The sequence below is a fragment of the Demequina lignilytica genome (assembly GCF_030418305.1).
In the GTDB taxonomy this organism is placed as follows: Bacteria; Actinomycetota; Actinomycetes; order Actinomycetales; family Demequinaceae; genus Demequina; species Demequina lignilytica.
In genome coordinates this window covers 1-19,961 of record NZ_JAUHPX010000007.1, presented here as the reverse complement: position 1 = coordinate 19,961, position 19,961 = coordinate 1, and the positions used below count along the sequence as shown (strand labels likewise).

At 72.4% G+C, this 19,961-nt stretch carries 24 protein-coding genes, 3 tRNA genes and 1 pseudogene; 13 read left to right on the top strand and 15 right to left on the bottom strand.

All coding sequences use genetic code 11. The features are described 5' to 3' along the window. Nucleotides 1–98: 98 nt before the first annotated feature. The 3 genes from rph to QQX10_RS11355 are packed head-to-tail and all read left to right on the top strand — an operon-like array spanning nt 99 to nt 1,964. Nucleotides 99–830 carry a ribonuclease PH gene (gene rph / locus QQX10_RS11365; RefSeq protein WP_301121254.1) on the top strand — a complete coding sequence of 244 codons (732 nt, stop codon included), beginning with the start codon at nt 99–101 and terminating at the stop codon, nt 828–830. Between the two features lie 2 nt (nt 831–832). Beyond that, the gene (gene rdgB / locus QQX10_RS11360) at nt 833–1,444 is read left to right on the top strand and encodes an RdgB/HAM1 family non-canonical purine NTP pyrophosphatase (protein WP_301121252.1); all 612 of its coding nucleotides are present in this window, start codon (nt 833–835) and stop codon (nt 1,442–1,444) included. A 13-nt stretch (nt 1,445–1,457) separates the two neighbouring features. Continuing rightward, nucleotides 1,458–1,964 (top strand): mismatch-specific DNA-glycosylase, encoded by a 507-nt coding sequence (locus tag QQX10_RS11355; protein ID WP_301121250.1) that lies wholly within the window; start codon nt 1,458–1,460, stop codon nt 1,962–1,964. A gap of 3 nt (nt 1,965–1,967) precedes the next feature. Here the strand turns inward: QQX10_RS11355 and QQX10_RS11350 are convergent, their stop codons facing one another. Beyond that, nucleotides 1,968–2,510 (bottom strand): NUDIX hydrolase family protein, encoded by a 543-nt coding sequence (locus QQX10_RS11350; protein WP_301121248.1) that lies wholly within the window; start codon nt 2,508–2,510, stop codon nt 1,968–1,970. 132 nt (nt 2,511–2,642) lie between these two features. Between QQX10_RS11350 and trxA the strand changes: the two genes are divergently transcribed. Next, complete coding sequence (trxA, locus tag QQX10_RS11345) at nt 2,643–3,014, top strand: thioredoxin (protein WP_301121246.1); 372 nt, start codon at nt 2,643–2,645, stop codon at nt 3,012–3,014. A gap of 172 nt (nt 3,015–3,186) precedes the next feature. Here trxA and QQX10_RS11340 read toward each other — a convergent pair. Then, nucleotides 3,187–3,271, bottom strand: a tRNA-Leu gene (locus QQX10_RS11340). Between the two features lie 54 nt (nt 3,272–3,325). Beyond that, nucleotides 3,326–3,796, bottom strand: coding sequence for a thioredoxin-dependent thiol peroxidase (gene bcp / locus QQX10_RS11335; RefSeq protein ID WP_301122119.1), 471 nt, complete (start codon nt 3,794–3,796; stop codon nt 3,326–3,328). Between the two features lie 111 nt (nt 3,797–3,907). On the opposite strand from bcp, the gene QQX10_RS11330 reads away from it, so the two are divergent. Further along, nucleotides 3,908–3,983: transfer RNA gene (locus tag QQX10_RS11330), tRNA-Lys, on the top strand. Nucleotides 3,984–4,044: 61 nt separating this feature from the next. Here the strand turns inward: QQX10_RS11330 and QQX10_RS11325 are convergent. Next, on the bottom strand, nt 4,045–4,719 hold the full coding sequence (locus QQX10_RS11325; RefSeq protein ID WP_301122121.1) for an SDR family NAD(P)-dependent oxidoreductase: 675 nt from the start codon (nt 4,717–4,719) through the stop codon (nt 4,045–4,047). Nucleotides 4,720–4,721: 2 nt separating this feature from the next. Beyond that, a complete protein-coding gene (locus QQX10_RS11320; RefSeq protein ID WP_301122117.1) occupies nt 4,722–6,125 on the bottom strand; it encodes a DUF6421 family protein in 1,404 nt (467 codons plus the stop codon). Nucleotides 6,126–6,281: 156 nt separating this feature from the next. Here QQX10_RS11320 and QQX10_RS11315 point away from each other — a divergent pair, with 156 nt between their 5' ends. Both QQX10_RS11315 and QQX10_RS11310 read left to right on the top strand, forming a co-directional pair. Further along, complete coding sequence (locus tag QQX10_RS11315; RefSeq protein ID WP_301122115.1) at nt 6,282–6,737, top strand: Lrp/AsnC family transcriptional regulator; 456 nt, start codon at nt 6,282–6,284, stop codon at nt 6,735–6,737. A gap of 70 nt (nt 6,738–6,807) precedes the next feature. Next, entirely contained in the window at nt 6,808–7,098 is a 291-nt protein-coding gene (locus QQX10_RS11310; RefSeq protein WP_301122113.1) for a hypothetical protein, read from the top strand. A gap of 18 nt (nt 7,099–7,116) precedes the next feature. Here the strand turns inward: QQX10_RS11310 and QQX10_RS11305 are convergent, their stop codons facing one another. The 3 genes from QQX10_RS11305 to QQX10_RS11295 form a co-directional block, all read right to left on the bottom strand. Continuing rightward, the gene (locus QQX10_RS11305) at nt 7,117–8,112 is read right to left on the bottom strand and encodes a glycine betaine ABC transporter substrate-binding protein (protein WP_301122111.1); all 996 of its coding nucleotides are present in this window, start codon (nt 8,110–8,112) and stop codon (nt 7,117–7,119) included. 134 nt (nt 8,113–8,246) lie between these two features. Then, nucleotides 8,247–8,978, bottom strand: coding sequence for an ABC transporter permease (locus QQX10_RS11300; protein WP_301122109.1), 732 nt, complete (start codon nt 8,976–8,978; stop codon nt 8,247–8,249). Beyond that, nucleotides 8,975–9,652: an ABC transporter permease gene (locus tag QQX10_RS11295; RefSeq protein ID WP_301122107.1), complete on the bottom strand. Its 678-nt coding sequence runs from the start codon at nt 9,650–9,652 to the stop codon at nt 8,975–8,977. Before QQX10_RS11295 ends, QQX10_RS11300 begins: the two co-directional genes overlap by 4 nt. A 61-nt stretch (nt 9,653–9,713) precedes the next feature. Between QQX10_RS11295 and QQX10_RS11290 the strand changes: the two are divergent. Then, nucleotides 9,714–10,439, top strand: a pseudogene (locus tag QQX10_RS11290) (ABC transporter ATP-binding protein); the annotation flags it as partial. Between the two features lie 81 nt (nt 10,440–10,520). Here QQX10_RS11290 and QQX10_RS11285 read toward each other — a convergent pair. Then, complete coding sequence (locus QQX10_RS11285; RefSeq protein ID WP_301122105.1) at nt 10,521–11,186, bottom strand: DUF4126 domain-containing protein; 666 nt, start codon at nt 11,184–11,186, stop codon at nt 10,521–10,523. Nucleotides 11,187–11,282: 96 nt separating this feature from the next. Between QQX10_RS11285 and QQX10_RS11280 the strand changes: the two genes are divergently transcribed. Beyond that, nucleotides 11,283–11,543 carry a GlsB/YeaQ/YmgE family stress response membrane protein gene (locus QQX10_RS11280; RefSeq protein WP_301122103.1) on the top strand — a complete coding sequence of 87 codons (261 nt, stop codon included), beginning with the start codon at nt 11,283–11,285 and terminating at the stop codon, nt 11,541–11,543. 55 nt (nt 11,544–11,598) lie between these two features. Here the strand turns inward: QQX10_RS11280 and QQX10_RS11275 are convergent. Together QQX10_RS11275 and orn are read right to left on the bottom strand one after the other, a co-directional pair. Next, a tRNA-His gene (locus tag QQX10_RS11275) sits at nt 11,599–11,671 on the bottom strand. 43 nt (nt 11,672–11,714) lie between these two features. After that, nucleotides 11,715–12,335, bottom strand: a complete 621-nt coding sequence (orn, locus tag QQX10_RS11270; protein WP_301122100.1) for an oligoribonuclease — start codon at nt 12,333–12,335, stop codon at nt 11,715–11,717. A 122-nt stretch (nt 12,336–12,457) separates the two neighbouring features. Between orn and QQX10_RS11265 the strand changes: the two genes are divergently transcribed. Genes QQX10_RS11265 through QQX10_RS11255 form a run of 3 tightly spaced genes read left to right on the top strand, consistent with a single transcriptional unit; the run spans nt 12,458 to nt 14,444 of the window. Beyond that, complete coding sequence (locus tag QQX10_RS11265) at nt 12,458–12,814, top strand: GntR family transcriptional regulator (RefSeq protein ID WP_301122098.1); 357 nt, start codon at nt 12,458–12,460, stop codon at nt 12,812–12,814. After that, entirely contained in the window at nt 12,811–13,698 is an 888-nt protein-coding gene (locus QQX10_RS11260) for an ABC transporter ATP-binding protein (RefSeq protein WP_301122096.1), read from the top strand. The genes QQX10_RS11265 and QQX10_RS11260 overlap by 4 nt, the downstream gene beginning before the upstream one ends. Next, complete coding sequence (locus tag QQX10_RS11255; protein ID WP_301122094.1) at nt 13,695–14,444, top strand: ABC transporter permease; 750 nt, start codon at nt 13,695–13,697, stop codon at nt 14,442–14,444. Before QQX10_RS11260 ends, QQX10_RS11255 begins: the two co-directional genes overlap by 4 nt. Before the next feature lie 11 nt (nt 14,445–14,455). Here QQX10_RS11255 and QQX10_RS11250 read toward each other — a convergent pair whose 3' ends face one another. The 4 genes from QQX10_RS11250 to QQX10_RS11235 all read right to left on the bottom strand — a co-directional run bounded on the left by QQX10_RS11250 (nt 14,456) and on the right by QQX10_RS11235 (nt 19,129). After that, nucleotides 14,456–16,450 (bottom strand): acyltransferase family protein, encoded by a 1,995-nt coding sequence (locus tag QQX10_RS11250; protein ID WP_301122092.1) that lies wholly within the window; start codon nt 16,448–16,450, stop codon nt 14,456–14,458. Nucleotides 16,451–16,559: 109 nt separating this feature from the next. Next, nucleotides 16,560–17,666, bottom strand: a complete 1,107-nt coding sequence (locus QQX10_RS11245) for an NADH:flavin oxidoreductase/NADH oxidase (RefSeq protein ID WP_301122090.1) — start codon at nt 17,664–17,666, stop codon at nt 16,560–16,562. 98 nt (nt 17,667–17,764) lie between these two features. Further along, nucleotides 17,765–18,370: a TetR/AcrR family transcriptional regulator gene (locus QQX10_RS11240; RefSeq protein WP_301122088.1), complete on the bottom strand. Its 606-nt coding sequence runs from the start codon at nt 18,368–18,370 to the stop codon at nt 17,765–17,767. 9 nt (nt 18,371–18,379) lie between these two features. Then, a complete protein-coding gene (locus QQX10_RS11235) occupies nt 18,380–19,129 on the bottom strand; it encodes a TetR/AcrR family transcriptional regulator (protein ID WP_301122086.1) in 750 nt (249 codons plus the stop codon). 62 nt (nt 19,130–19,191) lie between these two features. On the opposite strand from QQX10_RS11235, the gene QQX10_RS11230 reads away from it, so the two are divergent. Continuing rightward, the gene (locus tag QQX10_RS11230) at nt 19,192–19,884 is read left to right on the top strand and encodes a DUF4386 domain-containing protein (RefSeq protein WP_301122084.1); all 693 of its coding nucleotides are present in this window, start codon (nt 19,192–19,194) and stop codon (nt 19,882–19,884) included. The last annotated feature ends 77 nt before the right edge of the window (nt 19,885–19,961 follow it).

Here is a 19,961-nt window from a genome sequence, read left to right as displayed (position 1 = left end):
GTCGGGCATCGTGCGGGGCCGTTCGCCGGAGTGTCGTCTCGAGATCCGTGCGTACTGTCCGGAGGAGCAGGGGAAGGGGCGCCGTTAGGCTCGTGCCCATGACTGCTACCCGTGCCGACGGCCGCCTTCCCGACCAGCTCCGCCCCGTGCTCTTCGAGCGCGGCTTCCAGCGCTCCGCCGAGGGGTCCTGCCTGGTGACGTTCGGCGGGACCCGCGTGCTGTGCTCCGCGTCCTTCACCGAGGGCGTGCCGCGCTGGAAGAAGGGCTCCGGCGCGGGCTGGGTCACCGCCGAGTACGCGATGCTGCCGCGCGCGACCAACACCCGCAACGACCGCGAGTCCGTGCGCGGCAAGATCGGCGGCCGCACCATGGAGATCAGCAGGCTCATCGGCCGCTCCCTGCGCGCCGTGGTCGACGTCAAGGCGCTCGGCGAGAACACGATCGTCCTCGACTGCGACGTGCTCGACGCCGACGGCGGCACCCGCACCGCCGCGATCACCGGCGCCTACGTCGCCCTCGCCGACGCGATCGAGTGGGGCAAGGCCAAGGGTGCGATCAAGCCCGGCGCGCGACCGCTCACCGGCTCGGTCTCCGCGATCTCCGTGGGCATCATCGACGGCACCCCGATGCTGGACCTGCCCTACGTCGAGGACGTGCGCGCCGAGACCGACATGAACGTGGTGATGACGGGCGACGGCGGCTTCGTCGAGGTGCAGGGCACCGCCGAGAAGACCCCCTTCTCGAAGGCGGAGCTCGACGCGCTCCTCGACCTCGCGACCGCGGGCAACGCGCGCCTCGCCGAGCTGCAGCGCCTCGCGCTCGAGGGGTGACGATGCCGCGGCTCGCCATCGCGACCCACAACTCCCACAAGGTGGGAGAGATCTGGGGCATCCTCGCGCCCCTCGTACCGGGGCTGAGCAGGGACGATGTGGCGTCCGCCCGGGAGCTGGGTGCGCCCTCACCAGTGGAGGACGGCGTGACGTTCGCCGAGAACGCGCTCATCAAGGCGCGCGCGCTCGCAGCCTCGACGGGGCTGCCGGCGATCGCGGACGACTCCGGCATCGCCGTCGACGTCATGGGCGGCGCGCCGGGCATCTTCTCGGCGCTGTGGTCGGGCCGCCACGGCGCCGACCGCGAGAACCTCGAGCTGCTGCTCGCGCAGATGGCGGACATCCCCGACGAGCACCGCGGCGCGCGGTTCGTGTGCGCCGCCGTGCTGGTGACCCCCGACGGCGTCGAGCACACGTGCGTGGCGCATCAGGAGGGCGAGCTGCTGCGCGCCCCCGCGGGTGAGGGCGGCTTCGGCTACGACCCGATCTTCCGCGCGCACGGCGAGGCCGTCTCGAACGCGGAGCTCACCCCCGAGCGCAAGAACGAGATCTCGCACCGCGGCCGGGCGTTCCGGATGCTCGCGCCGCACGTCGCCGAGGTCCTCGGGGCCTGACGTGGGTGCGCCGGTGCTCCCGGACCTCCTGGCGCCCGGGCTGCGCGCCGTCTTCTGCGGCACCGCGCCCGGGCTGGCCTCGGCCGCGCGTGGCCACTACTACGCCGGACCGGGCAACCGCTTCTGGCCGTTCCTTCACGAGGCCGGGATCGTCCCCGAGCCGCTGGGGCCCGAGGACGACTCGCGGGTGCTCGCGCACGGCATCGGCCTCACCGACCTGGTGAAGACCCTGGCGCAGAGCCACGACCGCGGCCTGCCCTACGACGTCCCGGCGCTGGCCGCGAAGGTGGCCGCGCATCGTCCCGCCTGGATCGCCTTCACCTCGAAGGAGGCGGGCATGCAGGCCGCGCGGTGGCTCGGCCGCCCGCGCCCGGGCCTCGGGGAGCAGGGCTGGACGTTCGAGGGCGCACGGGTGTTCGTGCTGCCCAGCCCGAGCGGACGCAACCAGGGACGCGCCGCCTACGACGGGCGGGCGACGCGCCTCGCGTGGTGGTCGGAGCTGGGCCGGCTGCTCGGCTAGGGCCTACTGCAGCGCGCCGCAGTGCGCCAGCGCCTGGCGCAGCAGCACGTGCTGGCCGCCGGCCATGTCGCCCGCGACCTCGTCCGACGCGGCCTCCTCGGGCGAGAGCCAGGTGAGGTCGAGTGCGTCCTGCTGCGGCTCGCAGTGCCCCTCGACCGGCACCACGTAGGCGAGAGCGACGGCGTGCTGGCGCGAGTCGTGGAACGGCGAGACCCCCTTGGAGGGGAAGTACTCGGCGACGGCGAACGGTGTCGGGGACAGCGGCACCTGCGGCATGGCCGCCAGCCCGAGGTCCTTCTCGAGGTTGCGCACGATCGCGTCGCGGATGCGCTCGTGATAGAGCACGCGGCCCGCCACGATCGCGCGGGAGATCGACCCGTCGAACGCGCGCAGCAGGAGTCCCACCTGCGTCACCTCGCCCATGGAATTGATCCGCACCGGCACGACGTTGACGTACACCAGCGGGAGCTCGCTGCGGACATGGTCCAACTCACGGTCGGACAGCCAGCCGGTGGGCTCGTCGGGAAGCTCGGCCATCTCGGTCATGAGTCATTTCTACCGCGTCGGTGCGTATGGTCCGCCATCCGCGCCGGGACATGACAATCTGAACACGCAGGCGCAGCAGCTCGAGCGGTGGTAAGATACCCCCCGGGGGTATACACCGCAGGAGAGGAATACATGGCAACGATCGATCTGACCGCAGAGACCTTCGACGAGACCGTCGGCAAGGACGGCATCGTCCTCGTCGACTTCTGGGCCGAGTGGTGCGGCCCGTGCAAGCGCTTCGCGCCGATCTTCGAGCAGTCCTCCGAGGCCAAGACCGAGATCGTCCACGCGAAGGTCGACACCGAGGACCAGCAGGAGCTGGGCGCCAAGTTCGGCGTCACCGCGATCCCGACCCTCATGGCGTTCCGCGACGGCATCATGGTCTTCAACCAGGCCGGCGCGCTTCCCGGTCCCGCCCTCCAGCAGCTCATCGACGCCGTCGAGGGCCTGGACATGGACGAGGTCCGCGAGAAGATCGCCGAGCACGAGGCCGCTCAGCACTAGTCTTCTTGGACGCCGCAGGCCCGGACCCCGATGCGAGGGGGCCGGGCCTGCGGTCCGTCCAGGTGCGTCTCGGTGCGCGAGGGTGCTGCTGGACGCGACATGGCGGATCGGTGTACGCAACCGCGCGGTTGCGTACACCGATCCGCCATTCGAGCAGGGTGACCCGCTCCGGTGGTGCGCGAGGGGGGACTTGAACCCCCACGCCCGAGGGCACTGGAACCTAAATCCAGCGCGTCTGCCAATTCCGCCACTCGCGCGCGGCACCCAGGATACGGGGCGGCCGGCGGGACGATGCGCGGGCGGCCGCTGCGTCAGTCGAGACCGAGGTCGCGGCGCAGCTTGGCGACGTGGCCGGTGGCCTTGACGTTGTACTGGGCGACGGCGACCTTGCCCTCCTCGTCGAGCACGACGGTCGAGCGGATCGAGCCCTCGACCTCCTTGCCGTACAGCTTCTTCATGCCCCAGGCGCCGTAGGCCTCCTGGATCGCGCGGTCCTCGTCGGAGACCAGCGTGAAGGTGAGGCCCTCCTGCTCGCGGAACTGTGCGAGCTTCGCGGGCGAGTCCTTCGAGATGCCGACGACCTCGTAACCGGAGGCGTGCAGGACGTCCAGCGAGTCGCGGAAGTCGCACGCCTGCGTGGTGCAGCCGGGCGTCATCGCGGCGGGGTAGAAGTACAGGATCACCTTCGTGCCGCGGAGGTCTGCGAGCGTGAAGGTCGCGTCGTCGGTGGGGGCGGTGAAGTCCGGGGCGGTGTCGCCCACGCTCAGTCGGTTCTCGCTCATGATGACAACCTAACGCGCGAGCCCGACGAGGCCATTCCCGGGACGTTCGTCGTTTTTGAAGTTCGCCCGCGGCCTGCTAAAGTTGTCTCTCGCACCGCGTTGCGGAGCGATGCACCTCTAGCTCAATTGGCAGAGCAACTGACTCTTAATCAGTGGGTTCTGGGTTCGAGTCCCAGGGGGTGTACCAGACACGAAGGCCCGGTCCGCGAGGACCGGGCCTTCGGCGTTCCGCGGGAGGCTCGGCAGGGTCAGTCGACGTCGTCGCGAAGCTCGATCACGGCCCCGTCGACCGCCGCCGCATCCGCGTCCCACAGGTCCACGAAGGCGTCCGCCAGCGCACTCTCCAGTCCGGCGAGGCTGGCGACGCGGAAGATCACCGCCGCCGCGCGCTGGGGCTCCCCGGCGTCGCGCGCGGCCTTCCGGTAGCCCTGCCCGACCGCGCGCACCCACGCCTCGCTCGCCGCCTTGACGGCGGCGTAGTTCGCGCCGCCGGCAGCCGGGTGATCGACCGTCGTCGACGAGACGATGGCGAGGCGACCGGCGGGGGAGCGCCTCAGGTCCTCGTCGAAGGCGCGCGAGACGTGACGCAGCGCGGTGAAGGAGGCCTCGAGCACGCGGTAGTCCGCCTCCGTCTGGCCGGCGATCCCGCCGCCGCCGCGCCAGCCGCCCACCAGGTGCAGCACGCCGTCGACGGCGATGCCATCCGCGTGGAGCCGCGACGCGAGGGCGGAGACCTCGACCTCGTCCACCAGGTCGACCGCCTCGATGCGGGCTCCCATCGCGGCGAGCGGGGCGAGCCGATCCCGATCGCGTCCGGTGGCGACCACCGTGGCGCCGGCGGCGACCAGCGCCCCGACCGCGGCGACGCCCGCGGCGCTGGTCGCACCGCCGATCAGCACCGTGCGCTCGGCCGCACCGCGCATCGTCACGCCGCGTCCGCGCGGATGCCCGCCGTGGACTCGATCACGGGCCGCATCTTCCGGTCGAGCGCCTCGAAGAACATCGACAGGGGGAACTCGTCGTCCAGCACCAGGTCGGTCATGCCCTTCGGCGGGCCGGCGAGCACCTCGCGCGGCAGGCCGGCCGCCCAGGCCGAGGCGGGATGCGGGGCGAGCACTCCGGCGATCAGTTCGTAGGCCTTGAGCCAGTGCACGGTCTTGGGGCGGTCGATCGACTCCCAGTAGAGCGCGTTGATCGCGTCGCTCAGCGCCACCACGGCGTCGGGGACGGCGTCCCAGTCGATGCTCAGCTCGACGTCGCGCCACTCGAGCACGTGCCGCTGGTGCAGCCAGGCGAAGAGGAGCTGGCCGCCGAGCCCGTCGTAGTTCCGCACGCGCGTGCCGGTGATGGGGAAGCGGAAGATGCGGTCGAAGAGGATCGCCTGCTGGACCAGCGCCGCATGCCTGCGGGTGTCGGTCTCCGTCCCGGTGAGCTCCTCGCCCGCGGCGGTGCGGGCGTCGAGCGCGCGCTGGATCGCGACCGCCTCGCGGAACGCGGTGAGGTCGCAGCGGAGCTCCTCGAGCGTGTACAGGAAGAAAGGCATGCGCTGCTTGATCATGAACGGGTCGAACGGCAGGTCGCCGCGCATGTGGGTGCGGTCGTGGATCAGGTCCCACATGACGAAGGTGCGCTCCGCCAGGCCCTGGTCGGCCAGCATCTCCGCGGTCTCGACGGGAAGATCGAGCCGGGTCAGCTCGGCGGCCGCCGCGACCACGCGCCGGTAGCGCGCCGCCTCGCGGTCCTGGAAGATCGCGCCCCAGGTGAACGTGGGGATCTCCCGCATCGCCACGGTCTCCGGGAACAGCACGGCCGAGTTGGTGTCGTATCCCGCGGTGAAGTCGATCAGGCGCAGCGAGACGAACAGCGCGTTCCCGTAGTCGCCGGCCTCGAGCTCGGCGACGAACTCCGGCCAGATCGCCTCAGCCAGCAGCGCCTCCACGTGGCGGTCCCGCGAGCCGTTCTGCGTGTACATCGGGAACACCACCAGGTGACGGAGCCCGTCGACCCGACGGCGCTGCGGCTGGAACGCCACCAGGGAGTCGAGGAAGTCGGGCTCGCCGAAGCCGCCGTCGGCCCAGCGCTCGAAGTCGCCCGGGAGCGCCGCGAGGTAGTCGGCGTCATGGGGGAAGAGCGGCGCGAGCTCGCGGATCGCGCTGACGATGGTGTCGACCAGTCCCCGGGCGGAGCCGTGCGCCGCGGACTCGGGGATCGATCCGTCGCGCGCCTGCAGCGGCTGCAGGGCCGTCACGGCCTCCTTGAGGCGGCGCCAGGCGGCGCTGGACTCGACGGTGCGCACGTCCAGGTGGGCGGGGGTGACGGAGACGGTCATGGGGGACTCCCTCTGAGTGCGGAAGTGGAAGAATTCCGGTGAAAACGTGTCTCTACGGGAAGCATTTCATCCAGAAGTGTCACAGTCAAGGATTCCTCCGCCCGCCGGCCGCCGTGCCGCCGGGCCCACCGGGCGGGATGCGGTAGCGTCCGTGTCATGCAGGATCCCGTCGACGCCCGCCTGGTCGCGGCCGTCTCCCACGACGCCCGCGCCACCCTCGCGCAGCTCGCCTCCGAGGTCGGGCTGTCGACCTCCGCCGTGCAGGCGCGGCTGCGCCGGCTCGAGGCGGACGGGGTGATCGCCGGCTACCGCGCGCTCGTCGACCCCGAGGCCGCGGGGCGACCGCTCTCGGCGTTCATCGAGCTCACGCCCCTCGACCCGGAGCAGGCGGACGACGTCCCGGCGCTGGTCGAGCACCTCACGGCGGTCGAGGCCTGCCATTCGATCGCCGGCGACGCGAGCTACATGCTGTTCGTGCGGGTCGGGACGCCGCGCGACCTCGAGTCCCTCATCAGCGAGATCCGGCGTGCGGTGCGGGTGACCACGCGCACCACCGTGGTGCTCCAGACGTTCTACGAGAACCGGCCGCTCCTGCCCGCCGACCCCCGTTGACCCGAGCGCCCTTCGGGTGTGCACTGGAGGGGCGGGCGACGGGGCCCGCCGCCTTCGGGGGAGGGCCGTCATGATCATCCCGGCGCTGGTGATCGGCTTCATCATGAGCCTCGCGAGGGCGCGCTGGTGGGGGATCCTGCTGGTGGGAGCGTTGTTCGCGGCCGAGCTCGCCTTCACCACCGACAACGCCTGGTACACGCTTCCCGCCAGCGCCGCGCTCGCGGCCGTGAACGCCGCCGTCGGCTGGGGCCTGGGCTGGCTGATCGTGCGTGGCATCACGGCGCTGTGGCGCCTCGCTCGTGGCACCGCATCGTCCCGACACGACGACGGCCCGCTCCCGAGGGAGCAGGCCGCCGCGTGATCGAGGGCGTCGGGGTGGTCAGCCCAGCGCGCCGTCGGAGCTGAACACGAGGCCGACCATGACCTGACCCTGCTGGATCGCGGTCTTGGTCAGCGGGCCGCCCGGGTCGAGCGACTCGAACTGCGCGACCTCGATGCCGTACTGCTCCTCGAGGCCGATCTGGCAGAACGGGCGCTCCGGGCACTCCGGCGGTCCGCCCAGCGAGATGGTGCCGCAGGTCTCGGCGAGCTCGCTCAGCGACGTCACGCCGTACTCGTCGGAGAAGGCGGTGGTCACCGCGAACGCGTTCTGGTCCTGCGCGGCCGAGGCCTCGCCGAACACCAGGCCGGCGGCGGTCGCCAGCGGCTCGAGGGCGGCGACGGTCGCGTCGATGTCGCCCGACGCCACGGCCGCGGCCTCCGCGCCGTTCTGGTCGCGGTTGAGGTACTCGGTCACCGTGGCGGCGTACTCCGGCACCACCTGGATCTCCCCGGACTGGAGCGCCGGGAGGTAGGTCTCGCGGTTGCCGATGGTGCGGACCTCGGTGTCGAAGCCGGCATCGGCCAGCACGGCCGCGTAGATCTCCGCGACGGTGATGTTCTCCGAGAAGTTCGCGGCGCCCACCACGATCGAGCCGGAACCCGTCGCGGGCGCGGCGATGCCGTTGTCCGCGACGTAGGCCGCGGCGGCCTCCGCCGAGGTCTGGCGGTCGATGTCGACCGCCTTGTTGAGCTGGATCAGGTCGTCCGTGGTGAGGACGGCCGAGACGGCGTCGAGCGCCCCGAGCACCTCGTCCGAGGCGGCGTCGGCGTTCACCGCCGGGATCAGGTTGTCGGAGTTCTGCAGCATCTTGTCGTCATCGAGCACCATGAAGGTGTCGCCGGGGACGGGCTGGCACTCCTGCGCCATCGACTCGCCTCCCGCCGTGCTCGACGTCGAGCCCGCGGGCTCGGGGGAGTCGGATCCGCTCGAGCATCCCGCCAGCACGAGCGTCGCGGCCGTGGCCGCGGCGAGCATTCCGGTTCGGATTCGCATGTCACTCCTTCGGGTCGGTGCGTCGGGCAACCCCGCCGGACGGCGGTCTGTTCCCGTCGGGTCGGTTTCCAGGGTATTCACGCTTCGGCGCGGTCGCCCGGGCGGACGGGTGAACGATGCGGGATCGTGACCGGTCAGGCGGCGGCCGTCGCGCGGTTCCGCAGCGGCGCGGGGGTCGCGCGGCGTTCGAGGCGCGCCATCAGCGCGTCGATCCCGAGGCACAGCGCCGCCACCAGCAGGCCCCCGGCGAGCACCTGACCGTAGCGCTGGGTCGCCAGGCCCGTGTTGATGATCACGCCGAGCCCGCCTCCCGCGACCAGGGCCGCCAGCGGCACGGTCGCGACCGTCTGCGTGGTGGAGGTCCGCATCCCCGCGGCGAGCAGCGGCACCGCCAGGGGCAGCTCGACGCGCAGCGCGACCTGCCAGCGCGTCATGCCCTGGCCGAAGGCGGCCTCGCGCACGTCCCGGTCCACCCCGGACATGCCGGTGTAGGCGTTGGTGAGGATCGGGGGGAACGCGAAGATCGCCGCGGCGATGATGACCGCACGGTTGCCGAAGCCGATCGCTGACGCCGCGAACAGCGTGAGCAGCGCCAGCGTGGGCATCGCACGGGACACGTTCGAGATGACGGTCGCGACGCCGCCCCCGCGCCCGAGGTGGCCGAGCCACAGCCCGAGCGGCAGCGCGATCGCGGCGGCGATGGTGACGGCCGCGAACGACATCCACAGGTGCTCAAGGGTGAGCGCGATGATCGAGTCGCGCTGGAAGCGCAGCGACCCGTCGAAGTTGGTGCCGAAGATCCCGTTCGCGCCCGTCCACGACTCGGCGGTGGTGAGGTAGTCCCAGGCGTCGGACACGGTGCTCACGCCGCGGCCCTCCGTCCCCGGGCCCGGCGGCCGCTGCGCGCCCACGGCATCGCCCAGCGCGCCAGCAGCACGATCGCGAGGTCCATCACCAGCGCGAGCGCCAGGCACAGGAGCGTGGCCGTCATGATCTGCGCGTGATAGTTGGACTGGAGTCCGCGGAACATGAGCTGGCCCAGGCCGCCGTAGCCCACCACGACGCCCACCGTCACCAGGGCGACGGTCGTGACGGCCGCGATGCGCAGCCCCGCGACGATGCTGGGCAGCGCGTTGGGCAGCTCGACCGTGAGGAGCAGCCGAGTGCGGGAGTACCCCTGGCCCCGCGCGGCGTCGACCACGTCGGGGTCCACGCCCTCGAGGCCCACGATCATGTTGCGGACCAGCACCAGCAGCGCGTAGATCACCAGCCCGATGAGCACCGTGGTGCGGCCGATGCCGGTGTAGGGGGCGAGCAGCGCGAACAGGGCGAGCGAGGGCACCGTGTACAGGACGCCCGCGGTCCCCAGGATCGGTCCGGCGAGGCGAGGCACCCGGCGCGCGAGCACGGCGAGCGGGAACGCCACCGCGATCGCGATGGCCAGCGCCTGCACCGTGAGCGAGGCGTGGATCACCAGGTGCTCCCAGACCTCGTCCCCGCTGCGCCTGAGGTAGTCGAGCGACAGCCAGGGATTGTCCACCCCCCGACCGTACAGGGTCATGCCTGGACCCGGCAGGGGTGGGGCGCGCTACGGTGGCGGGATGGAGTCCACCGGCATCGTCCTCGAGTCCGTGCGTAAGGAGTACCCCGACGGCACCGTCGCGGTCGACTCGCTCGACCTGGAGGTGCACGGTGGCGAGGTGCTCGCGCTGGTGGGTCCGTCGGGCTGCGGCAAGTCGACCACCCTGCGGATGATCAACCGGCTCATCGAGCCGTCCGCGGGCCGGATCCTGCTCGGCGGCGACGATGTGCTCACCCGCGACCCGGTCGAGCTGCGCCGCGGGATCGGCTACGTCATCCAGCACGTCGGGCTGTTCCCGCACCGCACGGTGGCGCAGAACGTCGCGACCGTGCCGCGGCTTCTCAAGTGGGACCGCGCGCGGACGAGCGAGCGGGTCGCGGAGCTGCTCGACCTGGTGGGCCTTCCCGAGTCCGACTACGGCCGGCGCTACCCGCACGAGCTGTCCGGCGGCGAGCGCCAGCGCGTCGGCGTCGCCCGCGCCCTCGCGGTGCGCCCGCCCGTGCTGCTCATGGATGAGCCCTTCGGGGCGGTCGACCCGCAGGGCCGCCGGCGGCTGCAGCGCGAGTTCCAGGCGCTTCAGCGCGACCTGGGGACCACGGTGGTGATGGTGACCCACGACATGCGCGAGGCCGTCCTGCTCGCTGACCGCATCGCGGTGCTGTCGCGCGGCGGCGTGCTCGAGCAGCTCGGCACGCCCGACCAGGTCACCGGCTCGCCCGCGAACGACTTCGTCGCGGACTTCCTCGCCGACTTCGGCGAGGAGCGCGCGGCCTGAGCCTCAGCATCGTCCCTCAGTGGCGGGACGATGCGCGGGCGGCCAGGGCGGTCATCGCCAGCGGCCGCGCCACCATGGCGTCTTGATGCCGGCGGCGGCCCGTTCCTCGCGCTCGGCTCGCTCCTCGGCCTCAAGCATCGCGCGGCGGCGGCGGCGCCGCCTGCCCGTGGTCACCACGCGGTAGAACACCGCCGCCATCGCGATGAGCACGACGATCACCAGGACCGGCACGAAGATGGCGATGAGGCTCAGTGCGACCGACGTGGCATCCTCCGCGAAGGACGCCACGGGGGCGCCCGTGCCGGCGGTGGCGGCGTTCACCGCGGGCCGGGAGGCGGACTTCGCCGCGTGGACACCGGCGGCGACGATCGCTCCGACGATCCCCGCGATCAGCGGGTTGTCCTGCCAGAAGTTCGACTCGTCGATCACCTGCGCCGCCGCGGTGGCGGCGAAGATCACGCCGCCGACGAGCGGGCGGATGAGCGACTGGAGAAGATCGTTGATGTGGTCGACACCGGGGATCTTGTCGAGCACCAGCTCGGTGGCGAGCAGCAGCAGGCCGATGATGATCGCGGGCCAGGACTCGAGCCAGGCGAGGTTCTCGGGCAGCACGATGAAGTCGGTGAAGCGCGCGAACAGACCCACCATCACCAGCGGGATGAACGCGTTGAGGCCCGCCGCGGCGGACAGCCCCGCTCCCGTGAGCGCTGCGAACATCGAAACCTCCTCCGGCGCCGCCGAGCGGCGGCGCGCACTCAAGGATAGTGTGCGAGAGCCGGCGCCCGTCCGGCGCCAAGGGAGAGGGAGGCAGGCATGGATTGGTTGTGGACCATCCTCGGAGGACTGCTGATCGGGGTGCTCGCGCGCATCTTCGTGCGAGGCCGGCAGAACTTCGGGATCATCGTCACGATCCTGTTGGGGATAGGTGGCGCGGCCATCGGCCATTGGCTCTGGTACACGGTGCTGAACCGGGAGGACACCGCCGGCATCAACTGGATCCAGCTGTTCATGAGCATCGCCGCCGCGGCGATCCTGATCGGCATCTGGGGAGCGATCTTCTCGAAGAAGCGCTGACTCCCGCGGACACGACGAAGGCCCCGGCTCGATCGAGCCGGGGCCTTCGCATCCGGGTGGCTAACGGGACTTGAACCCGCGGCCCTCGCGACCACAACGCGATGCTCTACCAACTGAGCTATAGCCACCATCGTCCCCGCTCACGCGCGGACCAGAAGTAGTGTAGCGGACCTACGCGTCGACGGAGGACGCCTCCGACCCGGTGACGGATGCCGCGGCGGCCTTCGCCTGGTCCGAGTCGGGGCCCGGCAGCGGGACCAGCACCGTCTCGCGGTAGTAGCGGAGCTCGGTGATCGAGTCGCGGATGTCGCCGAGCGCGCGGTGACCTCCGGTCTTCGCCGGGGCGTTGAAGAACACGCGCGGGTACCAGCGGCGGACCAGCTCCTTGAGGGAGCTCACGTCGACCACGCGATAGTGCAGGTGGCCGATCAGCTCGGGCATGTCCCGCTCGAGGAAGAGCCGGTCCATGCCGACGGTGTTGCCCGCCAGGTGCGCCTTGCCCGCGGTCGGGACGTGCGCGCGGATGTAGGCGAGCACGCGCTCCTGGGCGTCCGCCATGGTGGTGCCGTGCTCGAGCTCGGGCAGCAGGCCCGACGTGACGTGCATCTCGCGCACGAAGTCGCTCATGCCGGCGACGGCCTCGGGCGAGGGCGCGATCACCACGGAGACGCCGTCGCCGAGCACGTTGAGCTCGGCGTCGGTGACCAGGCATGCGACCTCGATCAGGGCGTCGGTGCCGACGTCGAGCCCCGTCATCTCGCAGTCGATCCAGACGAGGGGGGTGTCGCTCATGCGGTCCACTCTAACCGGGTGCGCTGGCACCGGGTGCGACCGGTGAGGCGTCCGCTTGACAGCCGGGTCCGCACATGATTGGTTAGTTAGTGAACTAACCAACCAGGTGACCGGAGGTGGGCGTGGACGACGGGCGGCCGATCTTCCAGCAGATCGCCTCCACGCTGGAGGCCCGGATCATCGACGGCTCGATGCCCGAGGAGACCCAGGTGCCCTCGATCAACGAGCTCGCGGCGTTCCACCGCATCAACCCGGCGACCGCGCTCAAAGGGGTCACCCTGCTGGTCGACGCGGGGGTGCTCTACAAGCGGCGGGGCATCGGGATGTTCGTCGCCGCGGGTGCCCGCGACCGGCTCGTCAGCGAGCGTCGCGAGGCGTTCCGGGACACGTACGTCAGGCCGCTGCTCGAGCAGGCCGCCGCCCTGGGACTCGACTCCGCCCAGCTCGCGGAGATGATCAGGAAGGAGGCGGACGCATGACCGCCATCATCGAGACCGAGGGTCTCACCCGCCGGTACGGCGACGTGCACGCGGTCGAGGACGTCACGCTCCGGGTCGAGGAGGGCAGCGTGTACGGCCTGCTCGGCCGCAACGGCGCCGGCAAGACCACGCTGCTCCAGCTCCTCACGGGACAGGAGTTCGCCACCTCGGGCGAGGCGCGGCTGTTCGGCGAGCGCTCGCTCGAGAACCCCCGGGTGCTGGGGCGCACCTGCCTGGTCAAGGAGTCGCAGTCGTACCCCGACAACGTCCGCGGTCACCACGTGCTGAGGGCCGCCTCCTGGAGCTACGCGCACTGGGATCAGGACTACGCGATCCGCCTGGCCGACGATCTGCGCGTCCCTCTCGGCCGCCGCGTCAAGAAGATGTCCCGCGGCCAGCGATCGGCCGTCGGCGCGATCGTCGGACTCGCCTCGCGCGCCGAGCTCACGCTGTTCGACGAGCCCTACGCCGGGCTCGACGCCGTCGCCCGCCAGGTGTTCTACGACGCGCTGCTGGCGGACCTCGCCGAGCACCCTCGCACGGTCGTGATGTCGACGCACCTGATCGATGAGGCGTCACCCCTGCTCGATCGCGTGGTCGTGATCGACGAGGGCAGGATCGTGATCGACGCCGAGGCGGACGCCCTGCGGGGAACCGCGGTCACCGTCGTGGGCCGTGCCCAGGACGTCGACGCGTTCGTCTCGGGCCGCGACGTCCTCCGGCGGGACCGCATCGGCGGAATCTCCTCGGCCACGGTCGCCGATGTCGATCATGCGGCGCGCGCCGCCGCGACGGCCGCGGGCCTGGAGCTCGCGCCGGTCTCGCTGCAGGAGCTGGTGGTCGCCCGCACGGGCGGTGCACGCGGAAGGAAGGACCCCTCATGACCGCCATCGCTCCCGTCGCGCCGGGCCGGCGCATCCTCAACGGCGCGCGCGTGCACGCCGCGAACCCGTTCACGACGCTCGGGCTGCCGTGGCTCATCCTCGCGGCCGTGTTCGCGCTCACCTACGCGATCTGGCGCATCATCGCATGGGCTGCGTCGTCGGGCGGCGGCCTCGACGACGACGCGTTCCGCTACGCGGGCGGCGTGAGCTGGATCATCTTCTACATGATCGCCGTCGCGGCGCAGGCCATGAACCAGACCTTCCGGTTCGCGGTCGGGCTGTCGCAGACCCGCCGCGACTACTTCCTTGGCACGGCCGCCTACTTCGGGGGCATGGCGCTGATCTACGGCGCGGGCATCACCGTGCTCGCGGCGGTCGAGCGGGCCACCGGAGGGTGGGGGATGGGAGGTGCCTTCTTCGCCCCGGCATTCCTCTACGACGCGCCGCTGTGGGTGGTGATGTGGTCCTTCGTGGGGCTGATGCTGCTCATGCTGTTCTTCGGCGCGGTCGCGGGCGCGATCTTCCTCCGGTGGCGCGCGACGGGCCTGGTGACGCTCCTGCTCGCCCTCGCGGCGGCGATCGTCGGCGCGGTCTTCCTGATCACCTGGGCCGATGCTTGGGGGACGGTGGGGGAGCTCCTCGGCGGCACGTCGGTCGCCGCGCTCGTCGCGTGGACGCTGCCGGTCACTGCCCTCCTCGGCGGGCTTGCGTTCCTGCTGCTGCGGCGGGCCGCCGTCCGCGCCTGAGGGGCGGCGTCTCAGCCCGCTGCCGAGCCGACCACGCAGCCGGTCGACGGCTGGCCGCCGCGAGGGAAGGCGACCGCGAGGGCGTCAGCGATGCGGGCGCCGCGCTCGCGGTACCCCGCGGTGGTGAAGTGGATCCCGTCGGACAGGAACCAGGCGTCCTTCACCTCGGACCGCCAGTCGTAGACGCGGATGTTGGGCCACCGGTCGCAGGCGTCGGCGACGGCCGCGTTCCACTTCTTCATCTCGGCGTCCCGGTACGGGCCCTGAGTCCGCAGCGTCGTGACCGTGAGCCACAGCACCGGCTCCTCGGTGCCGATGGTCGACATGATGGTGTCGATGCGCTCGTCGAGGGGGTGGACGCCGCCGACGTACTGGTTGGCGACCTCGTTGGTGCCCTGCGCGATCACCCAGCACCCCTCGTACCCGGCGTCGATCTGCGCGGCGACGGCCTCGCGGGCGTTCGGCTGGCCGTTGACGCGCTCGACGATCGAACGTGCGCCCGAGATGTCGGTGCGGACGTCCTCGATGCCGACGCGCTCGTACTGCGCGACGATCTGCTCCTCGACGGGGAGCACCTGGTCGCTCGTGAGCCCGACGGACGTCGAGTCGCCCACGTGGACCACGGAGGCGCAGGAGGTCATGCCGGCGACCAGGGTCGCGGTCGGCGACGGCGCGGGGGTGGCGGACGGCGACGATGCCGGGGTGGGCGTCGGGGTGGACGCCGCGGTGGGCGTCGGCGAGGCGGCCACGGTCGACGGGGTGGCCGACGGCAGGGTGGCGGCCTCCGCTCGACGGTCGTGGACGGTCGCCGCCCCCGCGATCGACCCGGCGCCGACCGCGATCACCACGGCGACGCCCAGCAGGACGGGGGCGTGGCGGCGCGCTGGCGAGGCGCTCCGGCGCGAGCGTCGCGGCAGAAGCGCGCGACGCAGCCCGTGGCGCCTGATCGGATCCTCGACCATGGCCCAGCTGAGCGCGGCGATCGCGACGGTCATCGCGAGCGCGACCAGGCTCCGATGGAGCGGGTGCTCCGCGAGGAAGCCGGAGGGGAGGAGGGCGATCACCGGGAGGTGCCAGAGGTAGATCCCGTACGAGCGCTCTCCGATCCATCGCAGCGGCGCGGCGCCGAGGATGCGGCTCATCGCGGTCGCCGGGTGCGCGACGGAGGCCACCACGGCGAGCGTCGCGAGCGACAGCGCGACGAATCCCCAGCGGTACAGGGCGATCGCGTAGTCGTCCATGGTCGCCATCAGCGTCACCATCGCGGCGAGGCCGACGATCCCGAGCGGCGTGAGGAGGCGGGGCGCGGGCCCACCGGGATCGACCCGGCGCCGCGTCCAGGCCAGCGCGAGGACGGCGCCGACCAGCAGGCCCCCGGCGCGGGTGTCCGTGCCCTCGTACGCGCGCGTGTTGTCGAAGCCCGGCGTGGCGAGGGTCGCCATCAGCCAGAAGCTGCCGGCGGCGAGCAGCGCGGTGATCGCCGCGGCGGCCTTCCGGTGGCCGCGGACGAGCGCGAGGATGCCGATCAGCAGCGGCGGCCAGAGCAGGTAGAACTGCTCCTCGACCGCCAGGGACCACAGGTGGTCGAGCGGCGCCGGGGGAGAGAAGCGGTCGAAGTAGGAGTCTCCCTGGACGATGTCGGTCCAGTTGTTGACATAGAGCACGGCCGCGAGCGACTCCCGCAGCTCCCGCGGGAGGTCGTCGGGGTAGACGAGTGCGGTCGCCACGAGCACGGCCGCGAGCATCGCGGCGAGGGCGGGCAGGAGCCGGCGCGCGCGACGCAGCCAGAAGTCCTTGAGGTCGATCCGTCCGTGGCGCTCGACCGCGGTCAGCAGCAGGCTGGTGATGAGGAAGCCGGACAGCGTGAAGAAGACGCCGACGCCGAGGAGCCCGCCCGGCAGCCACGGCGCGCCCAGGTGGTACGCGAGCACGGCCACCACCGCGACCGCGCGCAGGCCGTCGAGGCCGGGCAGGTAGTCGCGGGAGGCGCCGACAGGACGGGGCACGGGTCACTTCCTCGGGTCCGGTGGCTCAAGTATGAGGCCCCCGGCAGCGGTCGTCGGCACGTCCGCCGCGCGAGCCCCACGCGCGGCACGCGCCCCGCCGAACGCGAGCTCAGTCCTCGGCGCTGGTGACCTCCGGCCGGGAGCGGAACCCGGCGCGCGTGTACTGCGGCGGCCAGTAGTCGAGGGTCTCCCCGAGCTCGTGCGCCGCCCGCAGCGGGAAGTGCGGATCACGCATGAACTCGCGTCCCGCGAAGACCGCGTCGGCGCGCCCCGATGCAACCAGCTCGTCGGCCTGGCGGGCGTCGACGATCAGCCCGACGGCCGCAGCGGCGATCCCGCCGCGGTCACGCACGGCGGCCGCGTGCGGCACCTGGTAGCCGGGCCCGACCGGGATCTCGGCGGGCACGAGGCCGCCCGTCGAGGTGTCGACCAGGTCGGCGCCCGCCTCGCGCAGCCATCGCGCGACCGTCACCGAGTCGTCGAGCGTCCAGCCCTCGGGCTCCTTCCAGTCGGTGGCGGAGATGCGCACCAGCACCGGCACGCTCGGGCCGGCGACCTCGCGGACGCGACGCACCACGTGCAGCAGCAGGCGGGCGCGCCCCACGAGCGCGCCTCCCCAGCGGTCGTCGCGGGTGTTGCTGAGGGGCGAGAGGAACTGGTGGAGCAGGTAGCCGTGCGCGGCATGCACCTCGAGGACGTCGAAGCCGGCGTCGAGCGAGCGTCGCGCGGCCGCGCCGAAGGCGTCGACCACCTCGAGGATCTGCTCGTCCGTGAGGGCCACGGGTGGCTCGTAGCCGGGGAACGCGATGGCGGACGGCGCGACGGTGGTCCAGCCGCCCTCCGCGGCGGGCACGCTGCCGGTGCCGCTCCACTCGCGGTAGGTCGAGGCCTTGCGGCCGGCGTGGGCGAGCTGGATCGCCGCGAGCGCCCCCTGGCCGTGGATGAAGGCGACGATGCGCGCCCAGGCGTCGCGCTGCTCGTCGTTCCAGATCCCGGTGTCCCACGGAGAGATGCGCCCGTCGGCCGTCACCGCCGTCGCCTCGCTCATGACCAGGCCGGCCCCGCCGCGCGCGAAGGACCCCAGGTGGACCAGGTGCCAGTCGTCCGGCACGCCGTCCTGGTGCTCGCACGAGTACTGGCACAGGGGGCTGACCCAGAGCCGGTTGCGTGCGGTCGCACCGCGCAGGTCGATCGGGCTGAACAATGCGGACGGCATGGATCTCCTCGGGCTCGGGTGCGGACCCCGGCGTCGGGGGCCTCAGGTCGATCAGAACGCGCGGACGTCCCGGTCGATTCCTCGGCCGGGCGCGGTCCTCAGGGCGTCGGGGTGGCGAACCACTCGCGCGGGGTGGCGCCGACGATCACGTCGAGCGCGAGGTCCCGGTCGCGGGGCTCGGGTCCGGTGAGGAAGGCGCGGTAGCCGCCGACCACGCCGTGGCTCAGGTAGGCGGCCGCGATGCGCGCGCGGGCGCGCTCCGCGTCGTCCTTCGGCTCAGGGGCGCCGATCACCTGGCGGTACCGCTCGAGCGTGCCCTCGATGTGGTTCGCGAGCAGCAGCGCGAGCATCGAGCCGCGCCCCGCCTCGGTCTGGGAGAGCCCGGTCCGGTAGACGTCCGCGTGCGAGTCGATGTGATCCATGAGCAGCCCGGCGGTCTCGCGCCAGGCGCCCTCCACGTCGTCGAGGTGCGAGCTCACCGAGTCGAGGAACTCCTGGCGCACCTGGTCGAGCTCCGCGCCGAGCACCCGGGCGAGGAGCTCCTCGGGTCCGTTGGCGTGGTTGTAGAAGGTCGCGCGGGTCACGCCGGCGCGGCGCGCGATGTCGGTGACCGCGATGTCCTCGATCGGGGTCTCCGCGGCGAGCTCGAGCACCGCTCGGGCCAGGGCGTCGGCGCTCCGCGCGAAGCGAGGATCGGTGGTCACGGCGCCAGCCTAGTGGGACGTGGCCCGCGCCGGGGAGGGCCACCCCGCGAAGTGGCGCGACTCGACACCCTCGAGGAGCAGGTCGAGGGCGAACGCGAACTCCGCGTCGTCGTCGCAGCCCGGCCCGACGGCGCTCCCCGCCTCGTGCCGGGCCGACATCGCCGACTCGAGGACGCCGGGCCAGCGCTCGCGCATCGCCGCCATCGCCGCGGCGATCTCCGCGGGATCCGCGGGAGCCGGACCCGACGACGCCACCTCGGGGGTGAAGCCCCAGATCCGGCCGCCCAGCGCGTGCATCGCGTGATGGGTCAGAACCGGTCCCAGCCCGCCGCGCCGCAGGATCTGGATCATCGCCTCCATGTGGTCGAGCATCGCCGGCGTCGGCGCCGCGCGCGTCTCGAGCGCCCTCCACATCCACGGATGCCGCTGGAGGGCGGAGCGGGCGGCGAGGATGCGCGACCGCGCGACCGCGCGCCAGCTCTCCGGCCCGACCCCGGCGAGATCGGCGGCCGGAAGGGTCGCGAGCACCGTCTCGACCATGCCGTCGATCAGCGCCTCCTTGGACCGCACGTGCTTGTAGAGCGCCATGGGCACCACGTCGAGCAGCTCGGCGAGCGTCCGCATGCTCAGGGCGTCGAGCCCGTGGGTGTCGGCATACCCGATCGCCTCGTCGAGCACGCGTGCCCGCGACAGCGGAGTGCGCGCGCCTCCGGTGGCCGTGGTCGCCATCGATCCTCCGCTCTTGACGGTGTACGCCATACACCCTACAGTCGTGGCTCGAAGGTGTACACCGTACACCTCGTGTCCGATCGGAGCCCTCGATGTCTCGCCCTCGCCGCACCGCCGCCCTCGCCGGCGCCTTCTACCTGCTCACCCACCTCACGTCGGTCGCCGCCGTGATCCTCTACGGACCGATGGTCGCCGACGACGCCTGGCTCGCGGGCTCCGACGGGGGCGGGCCGCAGCTGCTCGGCGCGCTGCTCGACATCGTGCTCGCGGTCGCCGTCGTCGGCACCGCGCTGTGCCTCCTCCCGCTCCTGCGCGCGCACGCACCGCTCGGCGGCCCCGCATACCTGGTGCTGCGCGTCCTCGAGGCGGCCGTGATCGTGGTCGGCGCCGCCTCGGTGGCCGCGCTCGTGAGCCTGCGCGACGCCGGCCTCGCCGACGGCGGCGCGGGGGTCGCGCTGCGCGAGCTCTACTCCGCCACCTTCCTGGTCGGCGCGGGGCTGGTGGTCGGCGTGCACACGGTGGTGCTCGCGGTGGTCCTGTGGCGCCTGCGCGCCGTGCCGCGCTGGATCCCGGTGCTCGGCGTGGTCGGCTCCGCGCTGGTGACGGCGTCGAACCTCACCGTCATGTTCGGGCTGGCGGACGAGGTCACCACGGCACGGTCGCTCGCCGCGATCCCGATCTTCCTGTGGGAGATCTCGCTCGCGATCACGCTCATCGTCCGCGGCCTGCGCCTGCCCGCCCGGACCGGCGCTCCGGAGAAGACGGCGGTCGCCGCCGCGGCGTGACCGCGCATCGTCCACCCGACGACGAGGGGCCCGGCACCGCACGGTGCCGGGCCCCGCGAGGCCTGGACGGCAGGCGC

Coding starts and splice junctions, on each gene's coding strand:
- rph (WP_301121254.1), top strand. CDS start 99: ATGACTGCTACCCGTGCCGACGGCCGCCTTCCCGACCAGCTCCGCCCC.
- rdgB (WP_301121252.1), top strand. CDS start 833: ATGCCGCGGCTCGCCATCGCGACCCACAACTCCCACAAGGTGGGAGAG.
- QQX10_RS11350 (WP_301121248.1), bottom strand. CDS start 2,510: ATGACCGAGATGGCCGAGCTTCCCGACGAGCCCACCGGCTGGCTGTCC.
- trxA (WP_301121246.1), top strand. CDS start 2,643: ATGGCAACGATCGATCTGACCGCAGAGACCTTCGACGAGACCGTCGGC.
- bcp (WP_301122119.1), bottom strand. CDS start 3,796: ATGAGCGAGAACCGACTGAGCGTGGGCGACACCGCCCCGGACTTCACC.
- QQX10_RS11325 (WP_301122121.1), bottom strand. CDS start 4,719: ATGCGCGGTGCGGCCGAGCGCACGGTGCTGATCGGCGGTGCGACCAGC.
- QQX10_RS11320 (WP_301122117.1), bottom strand. CDS start 6,125: ATGACCGTCTCCGTCACCCCCGCCCACCTGGACGTGCGCACCGTCGAG.
- QQX10_RS11315 (WP_301122115.1), top strand. CDS start 6,282: ATGCAGGATCCCGTCGACGCCCGCCTGGTCGCGGCCGTCTCCCACGAC.
- QQX10_RS11310 (WP_301122113.1), top strand. CDS start 6,808: ATGATCATCCCGGCGCTGGTGATCGGCTTCATCATGAGCCTCGCGAGG.
- QQX10_RS11305 (WP_301122111.1), bottom strand. CDS start 8,112: ATGCGAATCCGAACCGGAATGCTCGCCGCGGCCACGGCCGCGACGCTC.
- QQX10_RS11285 (WP_301122105.1), bottom strand. CDS start 11,186: ATGTTCGCAGCGCTCACGGGAGCGGGGCTGTCCGCCGCGGCGGGCCTC.
- QQX10_RS11280 (WP_301122103.1), top strand. CDS start 11,283: ATGGATTGGTTGTGGACCATCCTCGGAGGACTGCTGATCGGGGTGCTC.
- orn (WP_301122100.1), bottom strand. CDS start 12,335: ATGAGCGACACCCCCCTCGTCTGGATCGACTGCGAGATGACGGGGCTC.
- QQX10_RS11260 (WP_301122096.1), top strand. CDS start 12,811: ATGACCGCCATCATCGAGACCGAGGGTCTCACCCGCCGGTACGGCGAC.
- QQX10_RS11255 (WP_301122094.1), top strand. CDS start 13,695: ATGACCGCCATCGCTCCCGTCGCGCCGGGCCGGCGCATCCTCAACGGC.
- QQX10_RS11245 (WP_301122090.1), bottom strand. CDS start 17,666: ATGCCGTCCGCATTGTTCAGCCCGATCGACCTGCGCGGTGCGACCGCA.
- QQX10_RS11235 (WP_301122086.1), bottom strand. CDS start 19,129: ATGGCGTACACCGTCAAGAGCGGAGGATCGATGGCGACCACGGCCACC.
- QQX10_RS11230 (WP_301122084.1), top strand. CDS start 19,192: ATGTCTCGCCCTCGCCGCACCGCCGCCCTCGCCGGCGCCTTCTACCTG.